Here is a 17140-nt window from a genome sequence, read left to right as displayed (position 1 = left end):
AGCCGGCCGGCCCCGGGCACAGGCACAGGCACAGGCACAGGCACCGACAACGCGGGGTCGAAGAAAACCCCCGGCCGGCCTGTCACACTCCCGCCCCGCTCCCCGTCAACCCGGTGAACGCGACGAAGCCGCCGCGATCGAGTCCACCGCGATGAAGCCCACCACCGAGGAGCACGCCATGTCCGTCGCCCACACCGTCGTCACCCTGCTGGCCGCCGCGATGGCCGGCTACTCCGGAGTCGTCGTCCTCACCCGCGCCGAGTGGATCACCAAGGCCCTGGCCGACTACCGGGTGCCGAGCTCGTGGTGGCCCTGGCTCGGCGCGGCGAAGGTGGCCGGAGCCGTCGGCCTGCTGGTCGGGTTGTTCGTACCGGTCATCGGCATCGCGGCCGGGACCGGGCTGGTGCTGTACTTCGCCGGGGCGGTCGTCACCGTCGTACGGGCGCGGTGGTACGCGCACATCCCGTTCCCGCTGGTGTACGCCGCCCCGGTGGTCGCGGCCATGACGCTGGGCGCGTCGGCCTGACCCCGCCGCCCGGTGCTCAGGGCACCAGCACCAGCCGCCCCCGCACCCCGCCCTCCGCGAGCCGCGCGTGCGCCTTCGCGGCCTCGTCCAGGGCGTACGTCTCGGCCACCCGGAGGGTCAGGACCCCCTCGTCCACCAGGCCGACCAGCTCGGCGAGACGGGCCCCGTCGGCGCTCACCCCGACGTCCGCCGTCCGCACCCCGCGCACCGGGGCCGGGGCCGTCCCCGGAATGACGCCGACGAAGGCGCCCCCGTCCCGCACCCACTCCAGGGCCGCCGCGCCGAGGATCGCCGCGTCCAGCACGGCGTCGACGCTGCCCGGCTCGACAGCACCGGAGGTGAAGGACGAAGCCCCCAGCGACCGTACGAGCTCCGCGTCCTCCTCGCGGGCCAGCGCGGTCACCGACACCCCGCGGTGCGCGGCGAGTTGGACGGCGTACCCGCCCACCGCGCCCGCGGCCCCCGTCACCAGCAGCGACTGACCCGGCGTCACCTCCAGCAGGTCCAGGGCCTGGACGGCGGTCAGCGCGTTCAGCGGCAGAGTCGCCGCCGCCACCGCGTCGACCGACCTCGGGGCGAGTGCCACCGCGTCCGTGTCCACGACCACGTACTCGGCGTGGGTGCCCAGCGGATTGACCATGCCGTGGTCGAGCGCCACCACCTCGTCCCCGACACGCCATGAACTCGCCACACCCACCGCGTCCACCGTCCCGGCCACGTCCCAGCCGAGCCCGAGCTGCTTGCCCTCGCCGCCGAAGGCCCCCGCCCGCACTTCGGCGTCCACGGGGTTCAGCGCGGCCGCCGCGACCTTGATCCGCACCTGCCGCGCCGCCGGCTCGGGCAGCTCCGTCTCCACGATCCGCACGGCCTCGGGCCCGCCGAACGTCGTCACCACTGCAGCTCGCATGTCCGTCAACTCCCCCTACATCACTGACTGCCTCGGTATCTCCTCAGCTGCCGGCAACCCTAGGAAGAGTTACTATCCATCGGGAAGTAGTTACCCAAAGGTGCGTACATACCCCGGAGGTGAGCCATGGCGACCACAACGGCGGCCCAGCGGCGCGAGCAGGCCCGCACCGAGTACGACGCGTTCCTCAAGGGATGCCCCACCAACCAGCTCCTGGACCGGCTCAGCGACAAGTGGGTCAGCCTCGTCGTCTCTGCCCTCGCCCCCGGCCCCCAGCGCTACAGCGACCTCGCCCGCAGACTCGCCGGCGTCAGCCCCAAGATGCTCACGCAGACCCTGCGCGCACTGGAACGCGACGGCATCCTCACCCGCACGGTCACCCCGTCCGTCCCGGTCCGCGTCGACTACGAACTCACGCAACTGGGCCGCAGCCTGAGCCTGCTGCTGCTCGCGGTGAAGGACTGGGCGGAGACGCACATCGAGGAGGTCTGGGAGGCGCGGGAGCAGTACGACGCCGGGGAGGTGGATGACGGCCGGGTGCGCGGTGGCGGTGGCACTCACACCTCGCCCGCCCGCAGCCGGGCCACCTGAGCCGCGCTGAACGCCGTCGTACGCCTCATGTGGTCGACGATCAGTCCGAGTTGGGATTCGTCCAGGTCGTCGAAGAGAGTGGACCAGCCGCCCCCCAGCCGCTCCCACACCCGCCCGAACTCGGCGATCCGCTCCGGCACCGTAGCCACCAGCACCCGCCGCCGGTCGGCCGCGTCCCGCTCCCGTACGACGTACCCCGCCCGTTCCAGCCGGTCCACCAGCCGCGTCGCCGAGCCGGTCGTCAGCCCGGTCAGCTCGGCGACGCGGCCGGTCGTCACCGGCCCGCCCTCCAGCGTGAGCAGGTTCAGACACTGCAGGTCGGTGGGGTGCAGCCCGAGATGGTCGGCCACCGCCTGGTTGAACAGGGCGTACGACGCCATGTAGCGGCGGGAGACGGTGGACAACTCCTCCAGCAGCCGCTCACGTCCCTGACCGGCCCCCGCCCCACGAGCCATCGCCTCGCCGGCCATCATCCCGTCCGCCTCTCCTCTGCGTCGCGCAGAGATCGTACGACGCAGCCACCGAGGTAGGTGCGGGGCCGGCGCCGACGCCTGCTCAGAAGTAGTACTCGTCCCCGGTGTCCAGGACCAGCACCCGCTGCCGGTCGTTGGCCCGGTTGCGGTCCACCACCCCACCGCTCCACACCGTGTCGACCTCCAGCAGCACCTCCGACGGCGCCCCCCGCAGCCGTACCCCCAGCTCCACGCGGTCCCCCAGCCCGTCCGCGGCCAGCGCCCCCACCCGGCACAGCACCACCCGCAGCCCCGAGCGCGCACATCCGTCCGGCAGCACCTGCCGGAACGCCAGCGGCTCCGACCAGCGCAGCCGCACCGTCGCGTCCGGCACGGCCGACGGCCCGTGATTGCGCGGCGTGAACCGTACGTCGACGACCCCGAAGGCCATCGAGGCGGTCCCGTGATAGGCGAGATCGGCCTCGGGCCCCCCGTCGGCGGCAGCCACCGGAACCGTCCCGCCGCCCACCGCCGCCAGAGCGACCCCCCACACCGCAAGACACCGCAGAACCCGTAGAATCCGCACCCGCATGCCACCACTCCTCAGTCAGCAGTCAGTAGTCAGCCGTGGTCGTACGGGATGTATCCCACGCGCGGCGCACCCCAGGCGCAGCCCATCAGGTGACGCACGGCCCCCTGCACGCGCATGGAAAGCTGGACCGCATGCTCATCCTCCGCTCCGCCGCCCTCTTCGTCGTCGCCGCGCTCTTCGAGATCGGCGGCGCGTGGCTGGTCTGGCAGGGCGTACGTGAGCACCGCGGCCTGTTGTGGATCGGCGCGGGCGTCCTGGCCCTCGGTGCGTACGGCTTCGTCGCCACGCTCCAGCCCGACGCGAACTTCGGCCGCATCCTCGCCGCGTACGGCGGTGTCTTCGTCGCCGGTTCCCTGGCCTGGGGCATGGCCGCGGACGGGTACCGCCCGGATCGCTGGGACGTCACGGGCGCGCTGATCTGCCTCGCGGGCATGGCGGTGATCATGTACGTGCCGCGGGGCGACTGAGCGTACGTACGGCAGGGACCGCTCAGGTCTTTCAGAGCCCTCAGGCCGGCTCTTCGGGCAGCAGCCCCAGTTGTCCCAGGAAGTCCATCTCGTCGAAGTAGAGCCGGTAGTCGACGATCTTGCCGTCCGCCACGGTGGCGATGTCCACCCCTCGGATCCTGATCTCCTTCTGGGTGGGCGGGAGCGTCTCCCCGTTGGGCAGTTGCAGCGGCCCGGTGTTCCGGCCGCTGAAGATCCCCTCGTCGATGGCCGTGTCACCGGCCTCGTACGCGTGCAACGTCTCGAACGTGGCCTCGGGAACCGCCTCCGCCATCTGCCGCCAGTACTCGACGATGCCGTCGCGACCGCGGATCTCCCCCTCGTCGGGGGTGAAGGCGACCGCGTCGTCGGCATAGAGCTCGGCGATGACCTTCAGATCCGGGTGCGAGGTCAGCGCGTCCGTGAGCCGGTCCATGACCTCACGTGCCTGTCCCATCGATCCACCTCCTGAACCGCGGATCACCCACCTCATTGTCCCACCGGGACCGCGCCGGGCAGACCGGAGAGCCGGCCGCCGGGCAGACCGGAGACCGAGACCACAAACCACCCGGTCGCCCCACGCACTTAAGCTGGCCGGGTAGGTCCGTCACGCACCGTCCGAGGAGCAGCCCATGGCCACCGCCGCACCGTCCGCCGCCTCCCGCATCGCCGTCGTCACCGGTGCGAGCAGCGGAATCGGCGCCGCCACGGCACGCCGCCTCGCCGAGGCCGGCTACCGCGTCGTCCTGACCGCCCGCCGCAAGGACCGTATCGAGGCGCTGGCGGAGGAGCTCACCGCGGCCGGCCACCAGGCGACGGCGTACGCCCTCGACGTCACGGACCGCGCCGCCGTGGACGAGTTCGCGACGGCCTTCAAGTCGATAGGCGTCCTGGTCAACAACGCCGGCGGAGCCCTCGGCGCCGACCCCGTGGCCACCGGCGACCCGGCCGACTGGCGCTCGATGTACGAGACGAACGTCATCGGCACCCTCAACCTCACCCAGGCCCTCCTGCCCAAGCTGGACGCGAGCGGCGACGGCACGATCGTCGTCGTCTCCTCGACCGCCGGCCACGGCACCTACGAGGGCGGCGCGGGCTACGTCGCCGCCAAGCACGGCGCCCACGTCCTCGCCGAGACCCTCCGCCTCGAAATCGTCGGCCGCCCCGTCCGCGTCATCGAGATCGCTCCCGGCATGGTCAAGACGGACGAGTTCGCCCTCACCCGCTTCGCCGGCGACAAGGAGCGGGCGGAGAAGGTCTACGAAGGGGTGGCGGAACCCCTCACGGCCGACGACGTGGCCGACACCATCGCCTGGACGGTCACCCGCCCCAGCCACGTCAACATCGACCTCCTGGTCGTCCGCCCCCGCGCCCAGGCCTCGAACACAAAGGTCCACAGGGACCTGTGATGACCAGCGACGCCGAACGCCGCCGCCTGGACGAGGAGAAGAAGAACGAACGCAAGATGTGGTGGTGGCTCGCCTACTTCCTCTTCGGCATCCACATCGTGGCGTTCGTGATGATCTACGCGGTGACGCACGCGCCGAAATAGGCACGCACCCGCCGAGGCAAGAGTGCCGCAAAAGGGGCCCGAGTCTCCTCGGGCCCCTCTCACACGGCCGGCCGTCAGCCCTTCACGCACACGACCTGCTTCAGCTTCGCCACGACCTCCACCAGGTCCCGCTGCTGATCGATGACCTGCTCGATCGGCTTGTACGCGCCCGGGATCTCGTCCACGACACCGGAGTCCTTACGGCACTCCACGCCCCGCGTCTGCTCCTCCAGGTCCTTCGTCGAGAAGCGACGCTTCGCCGCGTTCCGGCTCATGCGCCGACCCGCGCCGTGCGAGGCCGAGTTGAAGGCCTTCTCGTTCCCGAGGCCCTTCACGATGTACGAACCCGTGCCCATCGAACCCGGGATGATCCCGAAGTCGCCGGAACCCGCGCGGATCGCGCCCTTGCGGGTGACGAGGAGGTCCATGCCGTCGTAACGCTCCTCGGCCACGTAGTTGTGGTGCGCGCTGATCTCCGGCTCGAACGTCGGCTTCGCCTTCTTGAACTCCTTGCGGACCACGTCCTTGAGGAGCGCCATCATGATCGTGCGGTTGTACTTGGCGTACTCCTGCGCCCAGAACAGATCGTTGCGGTACGCCGCCATCTGCGGGGTGTCCGCGATGAACACGGCGAGGTCGCGGTCGATCAGCCCCTGGTTGTGCGGGAGCTTCTGGGCGATGCCGATGTGGTGCTCGGCCAGTTCCTTGCCGATGTTCCGGGAACCGGAGTGGAGCATCAGCCAGACAGAACCGGTCGTATCCGTGCACACTTCGACAAAGTGGTTGCCGGATCCGAGCGTTCCCATCTGCTTCCCGGCCCGCTCGTGACGGAACTTCACCGCCTCCGCGACCCCGTCGAACCGCCCCCAGAAGTCGTCCCACCCACCGGTCGCGAACCCGTGCAGCCGCCCCGGATCCACGGGACTGTCATGCATCCCCCGCCCCACCGGAATGGCCTGCTCGATCTTCGACCGGAGCCGCGACAGATCCCCGGGAAGGTCATTGGCGGTCAGCGAGGTCTTCACGGCGGACATCCCGCATCCGATGTCCACCCCCACCGCCGCAGGACACACAGCCCCCCGCATCGCGATGACCGAGCCGACCGTCGCGCCCTTCCCGTAGTGCACGTCTGGCATCACGGCGAGGCCCTTGATCCACGGCAGGGTCGCCACGTTCCGCAGCTGCTGGAGCGCGCCCTCCTCGACCGTCGCCGGGTCGGCCCACATACGGATCGGAACCTTCGCGCCCGGCATTTCCACGTACGACATATCGTCCTCATTCCCCCGGAACCACAACAGAAGTCTTGAATCGCAAAACCGGCGCCAAGATCGACGTAAGGGACAACGGACCGGCGGCCACGGCCATGCGTGCGATACACATTGTCTCCAGGGCAGGCCCCCGTGCGGCAAGCGATTAACCAGCGGGGACACTGAAGAACCCGGCAACAAAGCCATCGTCGAGAGGAGCCTGACCGTGCAGCGGAAGGCGTACGTACCCGGCGTCGCCGCGCTCCTCGCGGCCCTGCTGGCCGGCTGCACCGGCAGCTCGGGCGACGGCGGTACGACGGACGACGCGAACCCCGGTCAGGCCGGCACGGCGTCCGCCGCGGCCCAGCCGGGCAAGTACCGCGTCCTCCCGGAACCCTGCGGCGCGGTCGGCCGGGGCACCCTCGACTCGCTGCTGCCCGGCATCAAGCAGCTCACGGACGAGGAGCAGCGGGAGAACGCGTACGCGGGCGAGGCCACGCTCACCTACGACACCGACCGCAAGGTCGGCTGCCGCTGGAAGGTGGAGTCCACGGACGCCACCGACCATCTGCTCGTCGACTTCGAGCGAGTGGTGTCGTACGACACCGCGGTGAGCGACGACGCCGACGCGCAGCAGCTCTTCGGGACGAAGGAGGAGGCGGCCGACCTTCCCGAGGCGGCGAGCCCCAGCGCCGCGTCCGACGTCGGGACCGGCGAGAGCGGTGGCACGAGCACCGGCAGCCCCACCGCCACCCCGACCGACGCCGCCTCCGCCTCCGCGCCCGCCACCCCCTCCTCCACGGCCTCCCCCTCGCCCTCGGGCTCGTCCTCCCCCTCCTCCACGACCTCGGCCACTCCGACCGATCTCCAGCCCCGTCTTCTCGACGATCTGGGCGACGAGGCGTTCCTGGACGACGCGTTGGGCAGTTCCGGTTCGGCGGCCCAGCAGCGCACGGTGACTGTGGCGTTCCGCACGTCGAACGTGATCGTGACCATCGAGTACGCGGAGCAGCCGACGACGATCGGCGTGGCCCCGGACAGCAAGGAAATGCAGGACAAGGCCCGGAAACTGGCCGCCCAACTGGCGGAGGCACTGGCCGGGTAACACCCCTTCACCGGCCCCTCACGCCCGCGCACAAAGCGGCGGAAGCGAGACCGCACAACTCCCTCACCGCGTACCGTGGCCCCTCGGACCAGATCCGACGGCAGGAACCACAAGCGTCATGAGTGAAGGAACCATGCAGCGACCAGCACAGGCAGACCAGCGTGACGAGCGAGACCAGCGCGATCGGCGGGCCAAGCGCCTTGGCCGCGTCCTTGTCTGCGCGGCCGCCGTCCCCGTGATGCTGATCGCCGCCGGCTGCTCCTCGGACTCCGATTCCGGCTCCGACGACACCGGCGGCAAGAGCGCGGACACCGCGGCGTCGGCCTCGGCGAGCGCTTCGCCGACCGTGCAGGCAGCGGCGTACCAGTCGCTCCCGAAGGCGTGCGGGGTGTTCTCGAAGAAGACCTTGGGCGAACTGGTGCCGAAGGCGCCGAAGTCGGGCAAGGAGGGCACTTCGGACGACAAGTCGGCCCGTGCCAGCTGCTCCTGGAGCAGCCTCGACAACAACGGCGTGAAGGGCTCCCAGTTCCGCTGGCTGAACGTCTCCCTGCTCCGCTTCGACTCGGACACCTCACGCGGTGCGGGCGACGCGCAGGCGCAGACGTACTACGAGACACAGGTACAGGACGCCCAGGCGGTGGACGGCGCGAAGAGCGTGAAGTCGCAGCCGGTGTCCGGGACGGGCGACGCGGCGACGACGGTGACGTACGACCTGAAGAAGAAGGAAGGGTCCTTCAAGCAGCAGACGGTCGTCACACGCGTCGAGAACGTCGTCCTCACCCTCGACTACAACGGCGCGGGCCTCGCCGGCGAGAAGACCCCGAGCGCGGCGACCCTGACGAAGCTCGCGGAGAAGGCCGCCAAGGAGGCGGTGGCGGCGGTGTCGTCGGCGAACGGCGAGGGATCCGGCGCGGGTACGGGCTCGAGCCCCTCCGCCTCGAAGTCCCCCTCGAAGAGCCCTTCGAAGAGCCCTTCGAAGTCCCCGTCGGCCTCGGCTTCTCCCTCCAAGTCGGCTGTCAAGAAGAGCTGACGAAGGTCTCAACTAGGGCGGCCGAAACCTACCGGCCGCCCGTACGCCGCACACATGTGCCACTCTGTTGCGCGCAACAACACGCACGGGGAGGGGAGTACGGGTGGCCGCGCCCATTCAGCTCACACGGACGCACCGGATTCTCATCGGCGTGGTCGTCGCCGGTGCCGTGGTCATCGCGGGCATCGGCTTCGCCGGTTCGTATGCGGCGGTCCGTGAACTGGCCCTCAAGAAGGGTTTCGGGAACTTCAGTTACGTCTTCCCGATCGGCATCGACGCGGGCATCTGCGTCCTGCTCGCCCTCGATCTGCTCCTGACCTGGATCCGGATCCCGTTCCCCCTGCTCCGCCAGACGGCGTGGCTGCTGACGGCGGCGACGATCGCCTTCAACGGTGCGGCCGCCTGGCCGGATCCGCTCGGTGTGGGCATGCACGCGGTGATCCCGGTGCTGTTCGTCGTCTCCGTGGAGGCGGCCCGGCACGCGATCGGCCGCATGGCCGACATCACGGCCGACAAGCACATGGAGGGAGTCCGCCTCACCCGCTGGCTCCTGTCCCCCGGGCCCACGTTCCTCCTCTGGCGCCGCATGAAGCTGTGGGAGCTGCGCTCCTACGAACAGGTCATCAAGCTGGAGCAGGAACGTCTCGTCTACCAGGCCCGCCTCCGCTCCCGCTTCGGCCGCTCCTGGCGCCGCAAGGCCCCGGTGGAGTCCCTGATGCCCCTGAGGCTCGCCAAGTACGGCGTCCCGCTGGCCCGCACCGCTCCGGCGGGCCTGGCGGCGGCGGGCATCGAACCGGCCCTGCTGCCCCCGGTGCCGGTGGAGGCACAGGCCCAGGCGCCGGCACTCGCTCCCCAACAGGAGCTGGCACCGGCCCCCGCGTCACAAGCGCAGCAACAGCAACCGCAGACACAACAGCAGGCACAACAGCAGGCAGAGCCGCTCGACCAGACGCCCGAGGATGACCAGAACCCCTGGTTCCAGTCGCCTCACGAGGTCGCGTACCAGGGCGGCTACGACCCGACGTACGACCCGTCGGAGCAGTACGCCGAGTGGTACGCGCAGCAGCAGCATGCCGAGCAGTACCGGGACCAGTACCAGGAGGAGCCCCCGGCCCAGGAGCCCTCCCCCGAGGAGACGGGTTCCTTCCCCATTCCGGTGGGCCCGGGCCGCAGCCGCGAGCTGGGCGAGGGCGGCGGCACCCCGATCGCCGAGCCGGACGAGGAGTCGTACTACCAGATATTCAAGCAGTCGTCGATGAGCGGCAGCGGTTACCCGACGCCGAGCCAGTTCAGCTACGACGTGGAGGCGACCTACGGCTCCCCCATCCCGGACGCCGAGGCCAAGCGCATGGTCATGCGCTTCCAGAAGCGCCACGCGGCGGAACTGGAAGAGGACCACATCGCGTAGGTGAATCAAGGTGTAGGTGAAACAACAAGAGGCCCTCTGACGAGGGCCTCTTGTCCGTCTCCTGTCCGCGTCCTACTCCCCGAGCAGGGCCCGCACCCGCTCCTGCCCCACCGCGAGCAGCAGCGTGGGCAGACGCGGACCGGTGTCGCGCCCGACCAGCAGGTGGTACAGCAGGGCGAAGAAGGACCGCTGGGCGGTCTTGATCTCCGCGGGCAGTTCCTTCGGCGTCGCGTCCGCCGGGAACCCGGCCTGGACCTTGGGCACGCCGTACACCAGGTGGGTCAGTCCGTCGAGCGACCAGTGCGAGGCCAGCCCGTCGAGGAGCAGCCGCAGCGAGCCCTGTGCCTGCTCGTCGAGGGACTTCAGCAGCTCGACGTCGGGTTCCTCCCGCACGATGGTCCGCTGGTCGGCGGGCACGTGCGTGTTGATCCACGCCTCGGCCTTGTCGTACCGCGGCCGGGCCTCGTCGAGGGAGCCGAGCGGGTCGGACGGGTCGAGCTCGGACAGGATCCGCAGGGCCTGGTCCGCGTGCCCGGCGGTGATGTCGGCGACGGAGGCCAGGGTCCGGTACGGCAGCGGCCGAGGCGTCCGCGGCAGCTCACCGCCCGCGGTCCCCACCGCACGCGAGTGCGCGGCGATGTCGGCCGGCAGGGCGGATCCTCCCCCAGAGCCGAAAGCCTGGGAGGTGCCCCCAGCGACCTTCGCGTCCAGCTTGTCCCACTCGTCGTAGAGCCGCTGGATCTCCTGGTCGAAGGCGATCTTGAAGGACTGGTTGGGCCGGCGCCGGGCGTACAGCCACCGCAGGAGCTGCGGCTCCATGATCTTCAGCGCGTCGCCGGGGGTGGGTACGCCCCCCTTCGAGGACGACATCTTCGCCATCCCGGAGATACCCACGAAGGCGTACATCGGCCCGATGGGCTGCTGCCCGCCGAAGATCCCGACGATCTGCCCGCCCACCTGGAACGACGACCCGGGAGACGAGTGGTCGACCCCGCTCGGCTCGAAGATCACGCCTTCGTACGCCCAGCGCATCGGCCAGTCGACCTTCCAGACCAGCTTGCCGCGGTTGAACTCGTTCAGCCGGACGGTCTCGGAGAAGCCGCAGGCGGTGCAGGTGTACGTCAGCTCGGTGCTGTCGTCGTCGTAGGCGGTGACGGTGGTGAGGTCCTTCTCGCAGTTGCCGCAGTAGGGCTTGTACGGGAAGTACCCGGCGGACCCGGCGCTGCCGTCGTCCTCACTCGCGGCCCCCGAGCCCTCGGCGGCCTCCAGCTCGGCCGCCTCGACGGGCTTCTGCGACTGCTTGGCCGGGGCCTTCTTGGTCCGGTACTGGTCGAGGATCGCGTCGATGTCCCCGCGGTGCCTGATGGCGTGCAGGATCTGCTCGCGGTAGACACCGGAGGTGTACTGCGCGGTCTGGCTGATCCCGTCGAACTCGACGCCGAGCTCGGCGAGCGACTCGACCATGGCGGCCTTGAAGTGCTCGGCCCAGTTCGGGTGGGCGGAGCCCTTGGGAGCCGGCACCGAGGTGAGCGGCTTGCCGATGTGCTCGGCCCAGGACGGGTCGACGCCGTCGACTCCGGCGGGCACCTTGCGGTACCGGTCGTAGTCGTCCCACGAGATCAGGTGCCGGACCTGGTGTCCCCGCCGCCGGATCTCGTCGGCGACGAGGTGCGGGGTCATGACCTCGCGGAGGTTCCCCAGGTGGATCGGGCCGGAGGGCGAGAGCCCGGACGCGACGACGACCGGTTTGCCCGGGGCCCGACGCTCCGACTCCTCGATGACCTCATCCGCGAAACGGGAGACCCAGTCGGTGGTCTCGGTGCTCTGAGCCACGATCGGCACGTCCTTCTTTCTCCGGGGCAGCCATACGGTCAACGGCTGACGCCCTCATTCTCCCAGCTCGGGCGGCAACCACGAAAACGCCTTTTCACACCCACCGCCACCACCCGGGCTCTCCGCAATAACCGCTTTGCTCCCCATGGGATACTGGCCACGTCCATCAAGCCCACGAGGAGAACGGCTCCCACCCCATGGCCCCGGTCACGTCCCTCACCGATCTCGTCCAACAGCGCCTCGCCGACGCCTTCTCTTCCGCCCTCGCGGAAGCCGACGGAGTCGACCCGCTGCTGCGCCGAAGCGACCGGGCGGACTTCCAGGCCAACGGGATCCTGGCCCTCGCGAAGAAGGCGAAGGCGAACCCGCGGGAGTTGGCGACGCAGGTCGTTGCCGGGGTGGTCACCGGTGACGTGATCAAGGACATCGAGGTCTCGGGCCCCGGCTTCCTGAACATCACGCTCGCGGACAGCGCGATCACCGAGAACCTGGCCGCGCGGTACGCCGACCCCGACCGTCTCGGGGTCCCCTTCGCCGAGAACCCGGGCACGACGGTCGTCGACTACGCCCAGCCGAACGTGGCGAAGGAGATGCACGTCGGCCACCTGCGCTCGGCGGTGATCGGCGACGCGGTGGTCCAACTGCTGGAGTTCACCGGCGAGACGGTGGTGCGCAGGCACCACATCGGCGACTGGGGCACCCAGTTCGGCATGCTCATCCAGTACCTGGACGAGCACCCCCACGAGCTGGACCACAAAGACGCGCAGGTCAGCGGCGAGGAGGCGATGTCCAACCTCGACCGTCTCTACAAGGCCGCGCGCAAGCACTTCGACTCCGACGAGGAGTTCAAGACCAGGGCCCGCCGCAGGGTGGTCGACCTCCAGGCCGGGGACCCGCACACCCTCGCCGTCTGGCAGAAGTTCGTGGACGAGTCGAAGATCTACTTCTTCTCCGTCTTCGAGAAACTGGACATGGAGGTCCGGGACCCGGACATCGTCGGTGAGTCCGGCTACAACGACATGCTCGCCGAGACCTGCCGCCTCCTGGAGGAGTCCGGCGTCGCGGTCCGCTCCGAGGGCGCCCTCTGCGTCTTCTTCGACGACGTCAAGGGCCCGGACGGCAACCCGGTCCCGCTGATCGTGCAGAAGTCGGACGGCGGCTACGGCTACGCGGCGACGGACCTGTCCGCCATCCGCGACCGCGTCTTCAACCTGAAGGCGAACACCCTGGTCTACGTGGTCGACGCCCGCCAGTCACTGCACTTCAAGATGGTCTTCGAGACGGCTCGCCGGGCGGGCTGGCTCGGCGACGACGTCAAGGCGCACCAGCTGGCCTTCGGCACCGTGCTCGGCAAGGACGGCAAGCCGTTCAAGACCCGTGAGGGCGAGACGGTCAAGCTGGTCGACCTCCTGGACGAGGCGATCGAGCGGGCGACGGCGGTCGTCCGGGAGAAGGACACGCTGGGCCAGTTGTCCGAGGCGGACATCGCCGAGCGCGGCACCCAGGTCGGCGTCGGCGCGGTGAAGTACGCGGACCTGTCGACGTCGGCCAACCGGGACTACAAGTTCGACCTGGACCAGATGGTCTCGCTGAACGGCGACACGTCCGTGTACCTCCAGTACGCGTACGCCCGTATCCGGTCGATCCTGCGCAAGGCCGGGGACGTACGTCCGTCCGCCCACCCGGAGCTCGAACTGGCCGAGGCGGAGCGGGCGTTGGGCCTGCACGTGGACGCGTTCGCGGAGACGGCGGCCGAAGCGGCGACGGAGTACGCCCCGCACAAACTGGCGGCCTACCTCTACCAGCTGGCGTCGCTGTACACGACCTTCTACGACAAGTGCCCGGTCCTGAAGGCCGAGACGCCGCAGCACGTGGAGAACCGCCTGTTCCTCTGCGACATCACGGCCCGGACCCTGCACCGGGGCATGGCCCTGCTGGGAATCCGGACGCCCGAGCGCCTCTGAGCGCCCGAAGAGACGCGTGCGGCCCGTCCTCTCCCCCGTGGGAGGACGGGCCGCGGCGTCCGCTCAGGCGCAGTAGTTGATCTCGTTGAAGTCCCAGAACGCGGCCCTGGTCGCCGGTCCGGCGACCCCGTCGACGGCAAGGTTGTAGTCGAAGATGTTCAGGTAGCGCTGCAGCGCCTTGATCGTGTTGGTGCCGACGACTCCGTCGACAGTGCCGGCGTTGAGGTCCAGGTCGTTGAACTTCCTCTGCGCCGCCTTCCAGCTGTTGGTGCCCAGCTGCCCGTCGATCGTGCCGGGGTTGTAACCCGTGTCGCGCAGCCAGCACTGCCAGCGCTGGGCCCGAGCCGTGTTCAGGCCAAGGTTGTTCACCGCGAGGACGGAGACCTCGGAGCTCACGGCCGGCTTCGCGTCCGGCGCCGCGAAGCTGGTGCCCGCGGCCGCCACCGTTCCGGCCGCGAGTCCGACGACGGCGGTGAGGCTGATGGCGGTCCTCGTCAACACGTTCGGTCGCATGTTTCCCCCTTGGGGTCGTGGGACGGCACCTGACGTGCCGCCGGTCTGGCAACACGAGAGTGCTCAGTGGACGGCAACGCCTGCCACAGTTGCCGCAGAACTGACGCCCTCGCGGGACGCCCCGCCCGCTGACCTGCTGGGACGCCGTCCGCCGGGACGGTCCGGCGGGACGGCTGCGGCGGGCGGTGGCCGATTCCGTACCCGCGCGGGAACCACGCTCCGGTGCGGGCCGTGGATGGTGATGCAGAATGCGCCGGGCGCAGGGGCCGCTGACCACGGCCACTGAGCACGGACCGGGAACGCGAGTGGGGGAGACATGTCGCGTTGGAAAGCGCTGCCCGCAGAACTGGATCCGCGTGTCCGGCAGTTGGCCGTGCAGTTGCGCCGGCTGAAGGATCACAGCGGGCTGAGCCTGCGGCAACTGGCGGCGAAGACGGGGTACAGCCCGAAGTCGTGGGAACGCTATCTGGGCGGCAGATCGCTTCCTCCCTCGGAGGCCGTGGAGGCGATGGCCCGGATCGGCGGTGACGATCCGACCCGGCTGCTCGCGTTGCACGAAGTCGCCGCCGAGGCGTGGGGGAACGCGCGCGAAGGCGGAGGCGCGTCCGCGCCGGAGGCGGTCGCGGCCGAGCCGGACATCCGGTCGGCGAGGGCCGAAAGCGCACCGTTTCCCAGCCGTTCGCTGCGTATCGCTCTCGTGGCGGGGACGGCGGCTCTGGTACTGGCCGTCTCCGCGGCGGTCCTCCTGCTGGTACGGCTCAACGGCGGCGGCGACGGCGAATTGGCGGCGTCCCCTCTCGCCTCGTCCGCCTCGTCCGCCGCGTCGGCACCCCGGTCGCCGGCGGCGGCACCCACGTACACCTGCCACCCGGAGCGGAGCGACGGCCGCTGGTACGCGGGCATCAGCCGCACCCGGGACGCCATCCTGGCGGACGGCCACGCCGGGCCGGAGGTGGCCGAGGCGCAGTGTCTGCTGCGCAGGGCGGGCGTGTCGCCGGGGGTCGTCGACGGGATCTTCGGTCCGCATACGGAACGTGCGGTCAAGCGCGTGCAGCAGCGGGAGGGGCTGGTCGTGGACGGCATCGTCGGACCGCACACGTGGGAGGTCCTGCGGGGATGACGACGCCGTCGCCCGAATGCGCCCGACTGGCCGCTGCGCTGCGGGAGGTGAAGGAGCAGACCGGCCTGAGCATGGCGGGCCTCGCCTCGAAGACCCTGTTCAGCAAGTCGTCCTGGGAGCGCTATCTCAACGGCAAGACGCTGCCGCCGCGCGAGGCGGTGCGGGAGCTGTGCCGGCTCGCCGGCGCACCGGACGGACGGTGTCTGGCGCTGTGGGAGATCGCGGAGTCGGAATGGCGCGGGCGCGGGACGGGAGAGCCGCGTACGGAGGAGCGGTCGCGGGAGCCGAAGCCGTCCCCGACCCCGGCGCCGCCGCCACCTCCAGCTCCACCTCCAGCTCCGCCTCCGCAGGAGGTGACGCGTGCCGGTCACAAGGGTCTGGCAGCCGTGGCGGTCCTCGCGTCGGTGTCCGCCGTGGCCGTCGGGGGCGTGGCGGTGGCCCTCTTCCTGCTGCCGGACCAGGATGTCGGATCCCGGTCGTCGGCGTCCCCGTCCGCCACCGGGCCGCGCTGCCGGGGAGCCGCCTGCGAGGGCAAGAGCCCGATGCACATGAAGTGCGGCACCGGCCCGGACACCCTCGCCTCCCACCGCACGGCCACCGGTGCCTGGCTGGAACTGCGCCACAGCGAGGAGTGCGGGACCAGCTGGGCGCGGATGTGGGGCACACGGATCGGCGACCGGATCGAGATGACGGTGAGCGGCCGTGACGGCCGTGACGATCTCGGCGGTCGTGACGGTCTCGGAGATGGTGACGGTCGTGTCCGCAGCGCCGAGGTCGAGGACGACGTAGACGCGGAGGCCTACGTCTATACCCCCATGGCCGTGACCCGTCCCGGAGCCGTCGTCGAGGCCTGTTTCCAACCGGCGGCGGGTGGCAGGCGGGAGTGTTTCGACGGCAGCGTGGACCAGTCGGGGCGGCCGCCGCCGTTGTCAGTGGCTCCCCCTAAAGTCACCGGCATGGCGACACTTCCCAACCCCCTGCCGAGACTTGCGACCCTCGGTCTCCCCCTCCCGCCCGGACGCCTGGTCGACGAGACACCCGACGGCCCCTGGCACGAACCGCTGCTCTGGTACGCCGACCGGCCCGCGTCCCCCGGCGACTGGTCGGCGCTGGCGGCACCCGCCGCGCGGGCCGGCCTGCTGCCGGTGCTCGTGGACACGGAAGGCGTCCATGGCGGCGGCCCGGAGAGCTGGGCACTGCGGCCCGAGCTGATGTCGTATCCCGGGGACCACGACGCCGAGGAGGTGCTCGCGGAGTTCTGGGAGGAGCACCAGGAGGTGTACGAGGCGGAGTACGAGGAGGGTGCACCCGGACCGGACTGGCCGGGGCTGTCCTCCGCCGGTTCCCCGGACGCCGGTTCCCCGGACGCCGGTTCCCCGGACGCCGGCCCGCCCGACCCCGATCCGGACATGCGGGCGGCCGAGGTCGCCGACCTGGTGTGCGACGGCGGGGCCGACGCCTTCCACCACCCGAGTCTCGCCCTGGTGCCGACCCGCCGCTCCGCCGACATCCCGGCGGCGATCGGCTGGACCGGCCCGCTGAACCACGACAACGACGTGGCCCGTCTCTGCGCTGTCCTGCGGTCCTGGGAGGATCGCTTCGGGATACGGGTGGTGGCGCTGACCTCCAGCGACCTGCTGGTGTCCGTCGCCGCCCCTCCCACCACTCCCGCCGAGGCGGAGGCGATCGCCGCCGAGCACCTCGCGTTCTGCCCGGACGCCATCTGGCAGACGGGCCCCGGCGACCTGGTCTCCTACGCCAAGGACCTCATCGGTCAGCGCCGCTGGTCCTTCTGGTGGGACTGACCGGCCACCG

At 70.5% G+C, this 17140-nt stretch carries 18 protein-coding genes and 1 pseudogene; 12 read left to right on the top strand and 7 right to left on the bottom strand.

What is annotated here, in order from left to right; translation table 11 throughout:
- Positions 1-178: 178 nt before the first annotated feature.
- A complete protein-coding gene (locus tag QFZ76_RS29615) occupies positions 179-526 on the top strand; it encodes a DoxX family protein (RefSeq protein WP_307680166.1) in 348 nt (115 codons plus the stop codon).
- Positions 527-542: 16 nt separating this feature from the next.
- Here QFZ76_RS29615 and QFZ76_RS29610 read toward each other — a convergent pair whose 3' ends face one another.
- On the bottom strand, positions 543-1433 hold the full coding sequence (locus QFZ76_RS29610; protein WP_307676569.1) for an NADP-dependent oxidoreductase: 891 nt from the start codon (positions 1431-1433) through the stop codon (positions 543-545).
- Positions 1434-1559: 126 nt separating this feature from the next.
- Between QFZ76_RS29610 and QFZ76_RS29605 the strand changes: the two genes are divergently transcribed.
- Positions 1560-2024: a helix-turn-helix domain-containing protein gene (locus QFZ76_RS29605; protein WP_307676568.1), complete on the top strand. Its 465-nt coding sequence runs from the start codon at positions 1560-1562 to the stop codon at positions 2022-2024.
- On the opposite strand, the gene QFZ76_RS29600 is transcribed toward QFZ76_RS29605, so the two are convergent.
- Together QFZ76_RS29600 and QFZ76_RS29595 are read right to left on the bottom strand one after the other, a co-directional pair.
- Positions 1991-2494, bottom strand: coding sequence for a MarR family winged helix-turn-helix transcriptional regulator (locus QFZ76_RS29600; RefSeq protein WP_307680165.1), 504 nt, complete (start codon positions 2492-2494; stop codon positions 1991-1993). The two genes, QFZ76_RS29605 and QFZ76_RS29600, sit on opposite strands and share 34 nt — an antisense overlap.
- Positions 2495-2579: 85 nt before the next feature.
- The gene (locus tag QFZ76_RS29595) at positions 2580-3068 is read right to left on the bottom strand and encodes a hypothetical protein (RefSeq protein WP_307676567.1); all 489 of its coding nucleotides are present in this window, start codon (positions 3066-3068) and stop codon (positions 2580-2582) included.
- 131 nt (positions 3069-3199) lie between these two features.
- Here QFZ76_RS29595 and QFZ76_RS29590 point away from each other — a divergent pair, with 131 nt between their 5' ends.
- Positions 3200-3535, top strand: a complete 336-nt coding sequence (locus QFZ76_RS29590; protein WP_307676566.1) for a YnfA family protein — start codon at positions 3200-3202, stop codon at positions 3533-3535.
- Positions 3536-3575: 40 nt separating this feature from the next.
- Here QFZ76_RS29590 and QFZ76_RS29585 read toward each other — a convergent pair whose 3' ends face one another.
- A complete protein-coding gene (locus QFZ76_RS29585; protein ID WP_307676565.1) occupies positions 3576-4010 on the bottom strand; it encodes an ester cyclase in 435 nt (144 codons plus the stop codon).
- 175 nt (positions 4011-4185) lie between these two features.
- Between QFZ76_RS29585 and QFZ76_RS29580 the strand changes: the two genes are divergently transcribed.
- A complete protein-coding gene (locus tag QFZ76_RS29580) occupies positions 4186-4962 on the top strand; it encodes an SDR family NAD(P)-dependent oxidoreductase (RefSeq protein ID WP_307676564.1) in 777 nt (258 codons plus the stop codon).
- Positions 4962-5105: a hypothetical protein gene (locus QFZ76_RS29575; RefSeq protein WP_307676563.1), complete on the top strand. Its 144-nt coding sequence runs from the start codon at positions 4962-4964 to the stop codon at positions 5103-5105. The genes QFZ76_RS29580 and QFZ76_RS29575 overlap by 1 nt, the downstream gene beginning before the upstream one ends.
- A gap of 74 nt (positions 5106-5179) precedes the next feature.
- Here the strand turns inward: QFZ76_RS29575 and QFZ76_RS29570 are convergent, their stop codons facing one another.
- Positions 5180-6373, bottom strand: coding sequence for an RtcB family protein (locus QFZ76_RS29570; RefSeq protein WP_307676562.1), 1194 nt, complete (start codon positions 6371-6373; stop codon positions 5180-5182).
- A gap of 205 nt (positions 6374-6578) precedes the next feature.
- Between QFZ76_RS29570 and QFZ76_RS29565 the strand changes: the two genes are divergently transcribed.
- The 3 genes from QFZ76_RS29565 (at position 6579) to QFZ76_RS29555 (ending at position 9895) form a co-directional block, all read left to right on the top strand.
- Positions 6579-7457: a DUF3558 domain-containing protein gene (locus QFZ76_RS29565; RefSeq protein ID WP_307676561.1), complete on the top strand. Its 879-nt coding sequence runs from the start codon at positions 6579-6581 to the stop codon at positions 7455-7457.
- Positions 7458-7575: 118 nt separating this feature from the next.
- Complete coding sequence (locus tag QFZ76_RS29560) at positions 7576-8487, top strand: DUF3558 domain-containing protein (protein WP_307676560.1); 912 nt, start codon at positions 7576-7578, stop codon at positions 8485-8487.
- A 103-nt stretch (positions 8488-8590) separates the two neighbouring features.
- Entirely contained in the window at positions 8591-9895 is a 1305-nt protein-coding gene (locus QFZ76_RS29555; protein ID WP_307676559.1) for a DUF2637 domain-containing protein, read from the top strand.
- Between the two features lie 72 nt (positions 9896-9967).
- On the opposite strand, the gene lysS is transcribed toward QFZ76_RS29555, so the two are convergent.
- Positions 9968-11737 (bottom strand): lysine--tRNA ligase, encoded by a 1770-nt coding sequence (gene lysS, locus QFZ76_RS29550; protein WP_307676558.1) that lies wholly within the window; start codon positions 11735-11737, stop codon positions 9968-9970.
- Positions 11738-11925: 188 nt separating this feature from the next.
- On the opposite strand from lysS, the gene argS reads away from it, so the two are divergent.
- On the top strand, positions 11926-13692 hold the full coding sequence (gene argS / locus QFZ76_RS29545) for an arginine--tRNA ligase (RefSeq protein ID WP_307676557.1): 1767 nt from the start codon (positions 11926-11928) through the stop codon (positions 13690-13692).
- Positions 13693-13755: 63 nt separating this feature from the next.
- Here argS and QFZ76_RS29540 read toward each other — a convergent pair whose 3' ends face one another.
- Positions 13756-14205 carry a peptidoglycan-binding protein gene (locus QFZ76_RS29540; protein ID WP_307676556.1) on the bottom strand — a complete coding sequence of 150 codons (450 nt, stop codon included), beginning with the start codon at positions 14203-14205 and terminating at the stop codon, positions 13756-13758.
- Between the two features lie 316 nt (positions 14206-14521).
- Here QFZ76_RS29540 and QFZ76_RS29535 point away from each other — a divergent pair, with 316 nt between their 5' ends.
- From QFZ76_RS29535 to QFZ76_RS29525, 3 genes and pseudogenes are all read left to right on the top strand, one after another.
- Complete coding sequence (locus tag QFZ76_RS29535) at positions 14522-15325, top strand: peptidoglycan-binding protein (RefSeq protein ID WP_307676555.1); 804 nt, start codon at positions 14522-14524, stop codon at positions 15323-15325.
- A pseudogene (locus tag QFZ76_RS29530) lies at positions 15322-15981 on the top strand (helix-turn-helix domain-containing protein); the annotation flags it as partial. The gene QFZ76_RS29535 and the pseudogene QFZ76_RS29530, both read left to right, overlap by 4 nt.
- A 300-nt stretch (positions 15982-16281) precedes the next feature.
- Positions 16282-17130: a DUF4253 domain-containing protein gene (locus QFZ76_RS29525; protein WP_307680164.1), complete on the top strand. Its 849-nt coding sequence runs from the start codon at positions 16282-16284 to the stop codon at positions 17128-17130.
- Positions 17131-17140: the final 10 nt, after the last annotated feature.

This window comes from Streptomyces sp. V4I2 (assembly GCF_030817655.1).
GTDB classification, from domain to species: Bacteria; Actinomycetota; Actinomycetes; order Streptomycetales; family Streptomycetaceae; genus Streptomyces; species Streptomyces plumbiresistens.
The sequence above is the reverse complement of the archived record's forward strand: the minus strand, read 5'-3'. Positions and strand labels throughout refer to the sequence as shown.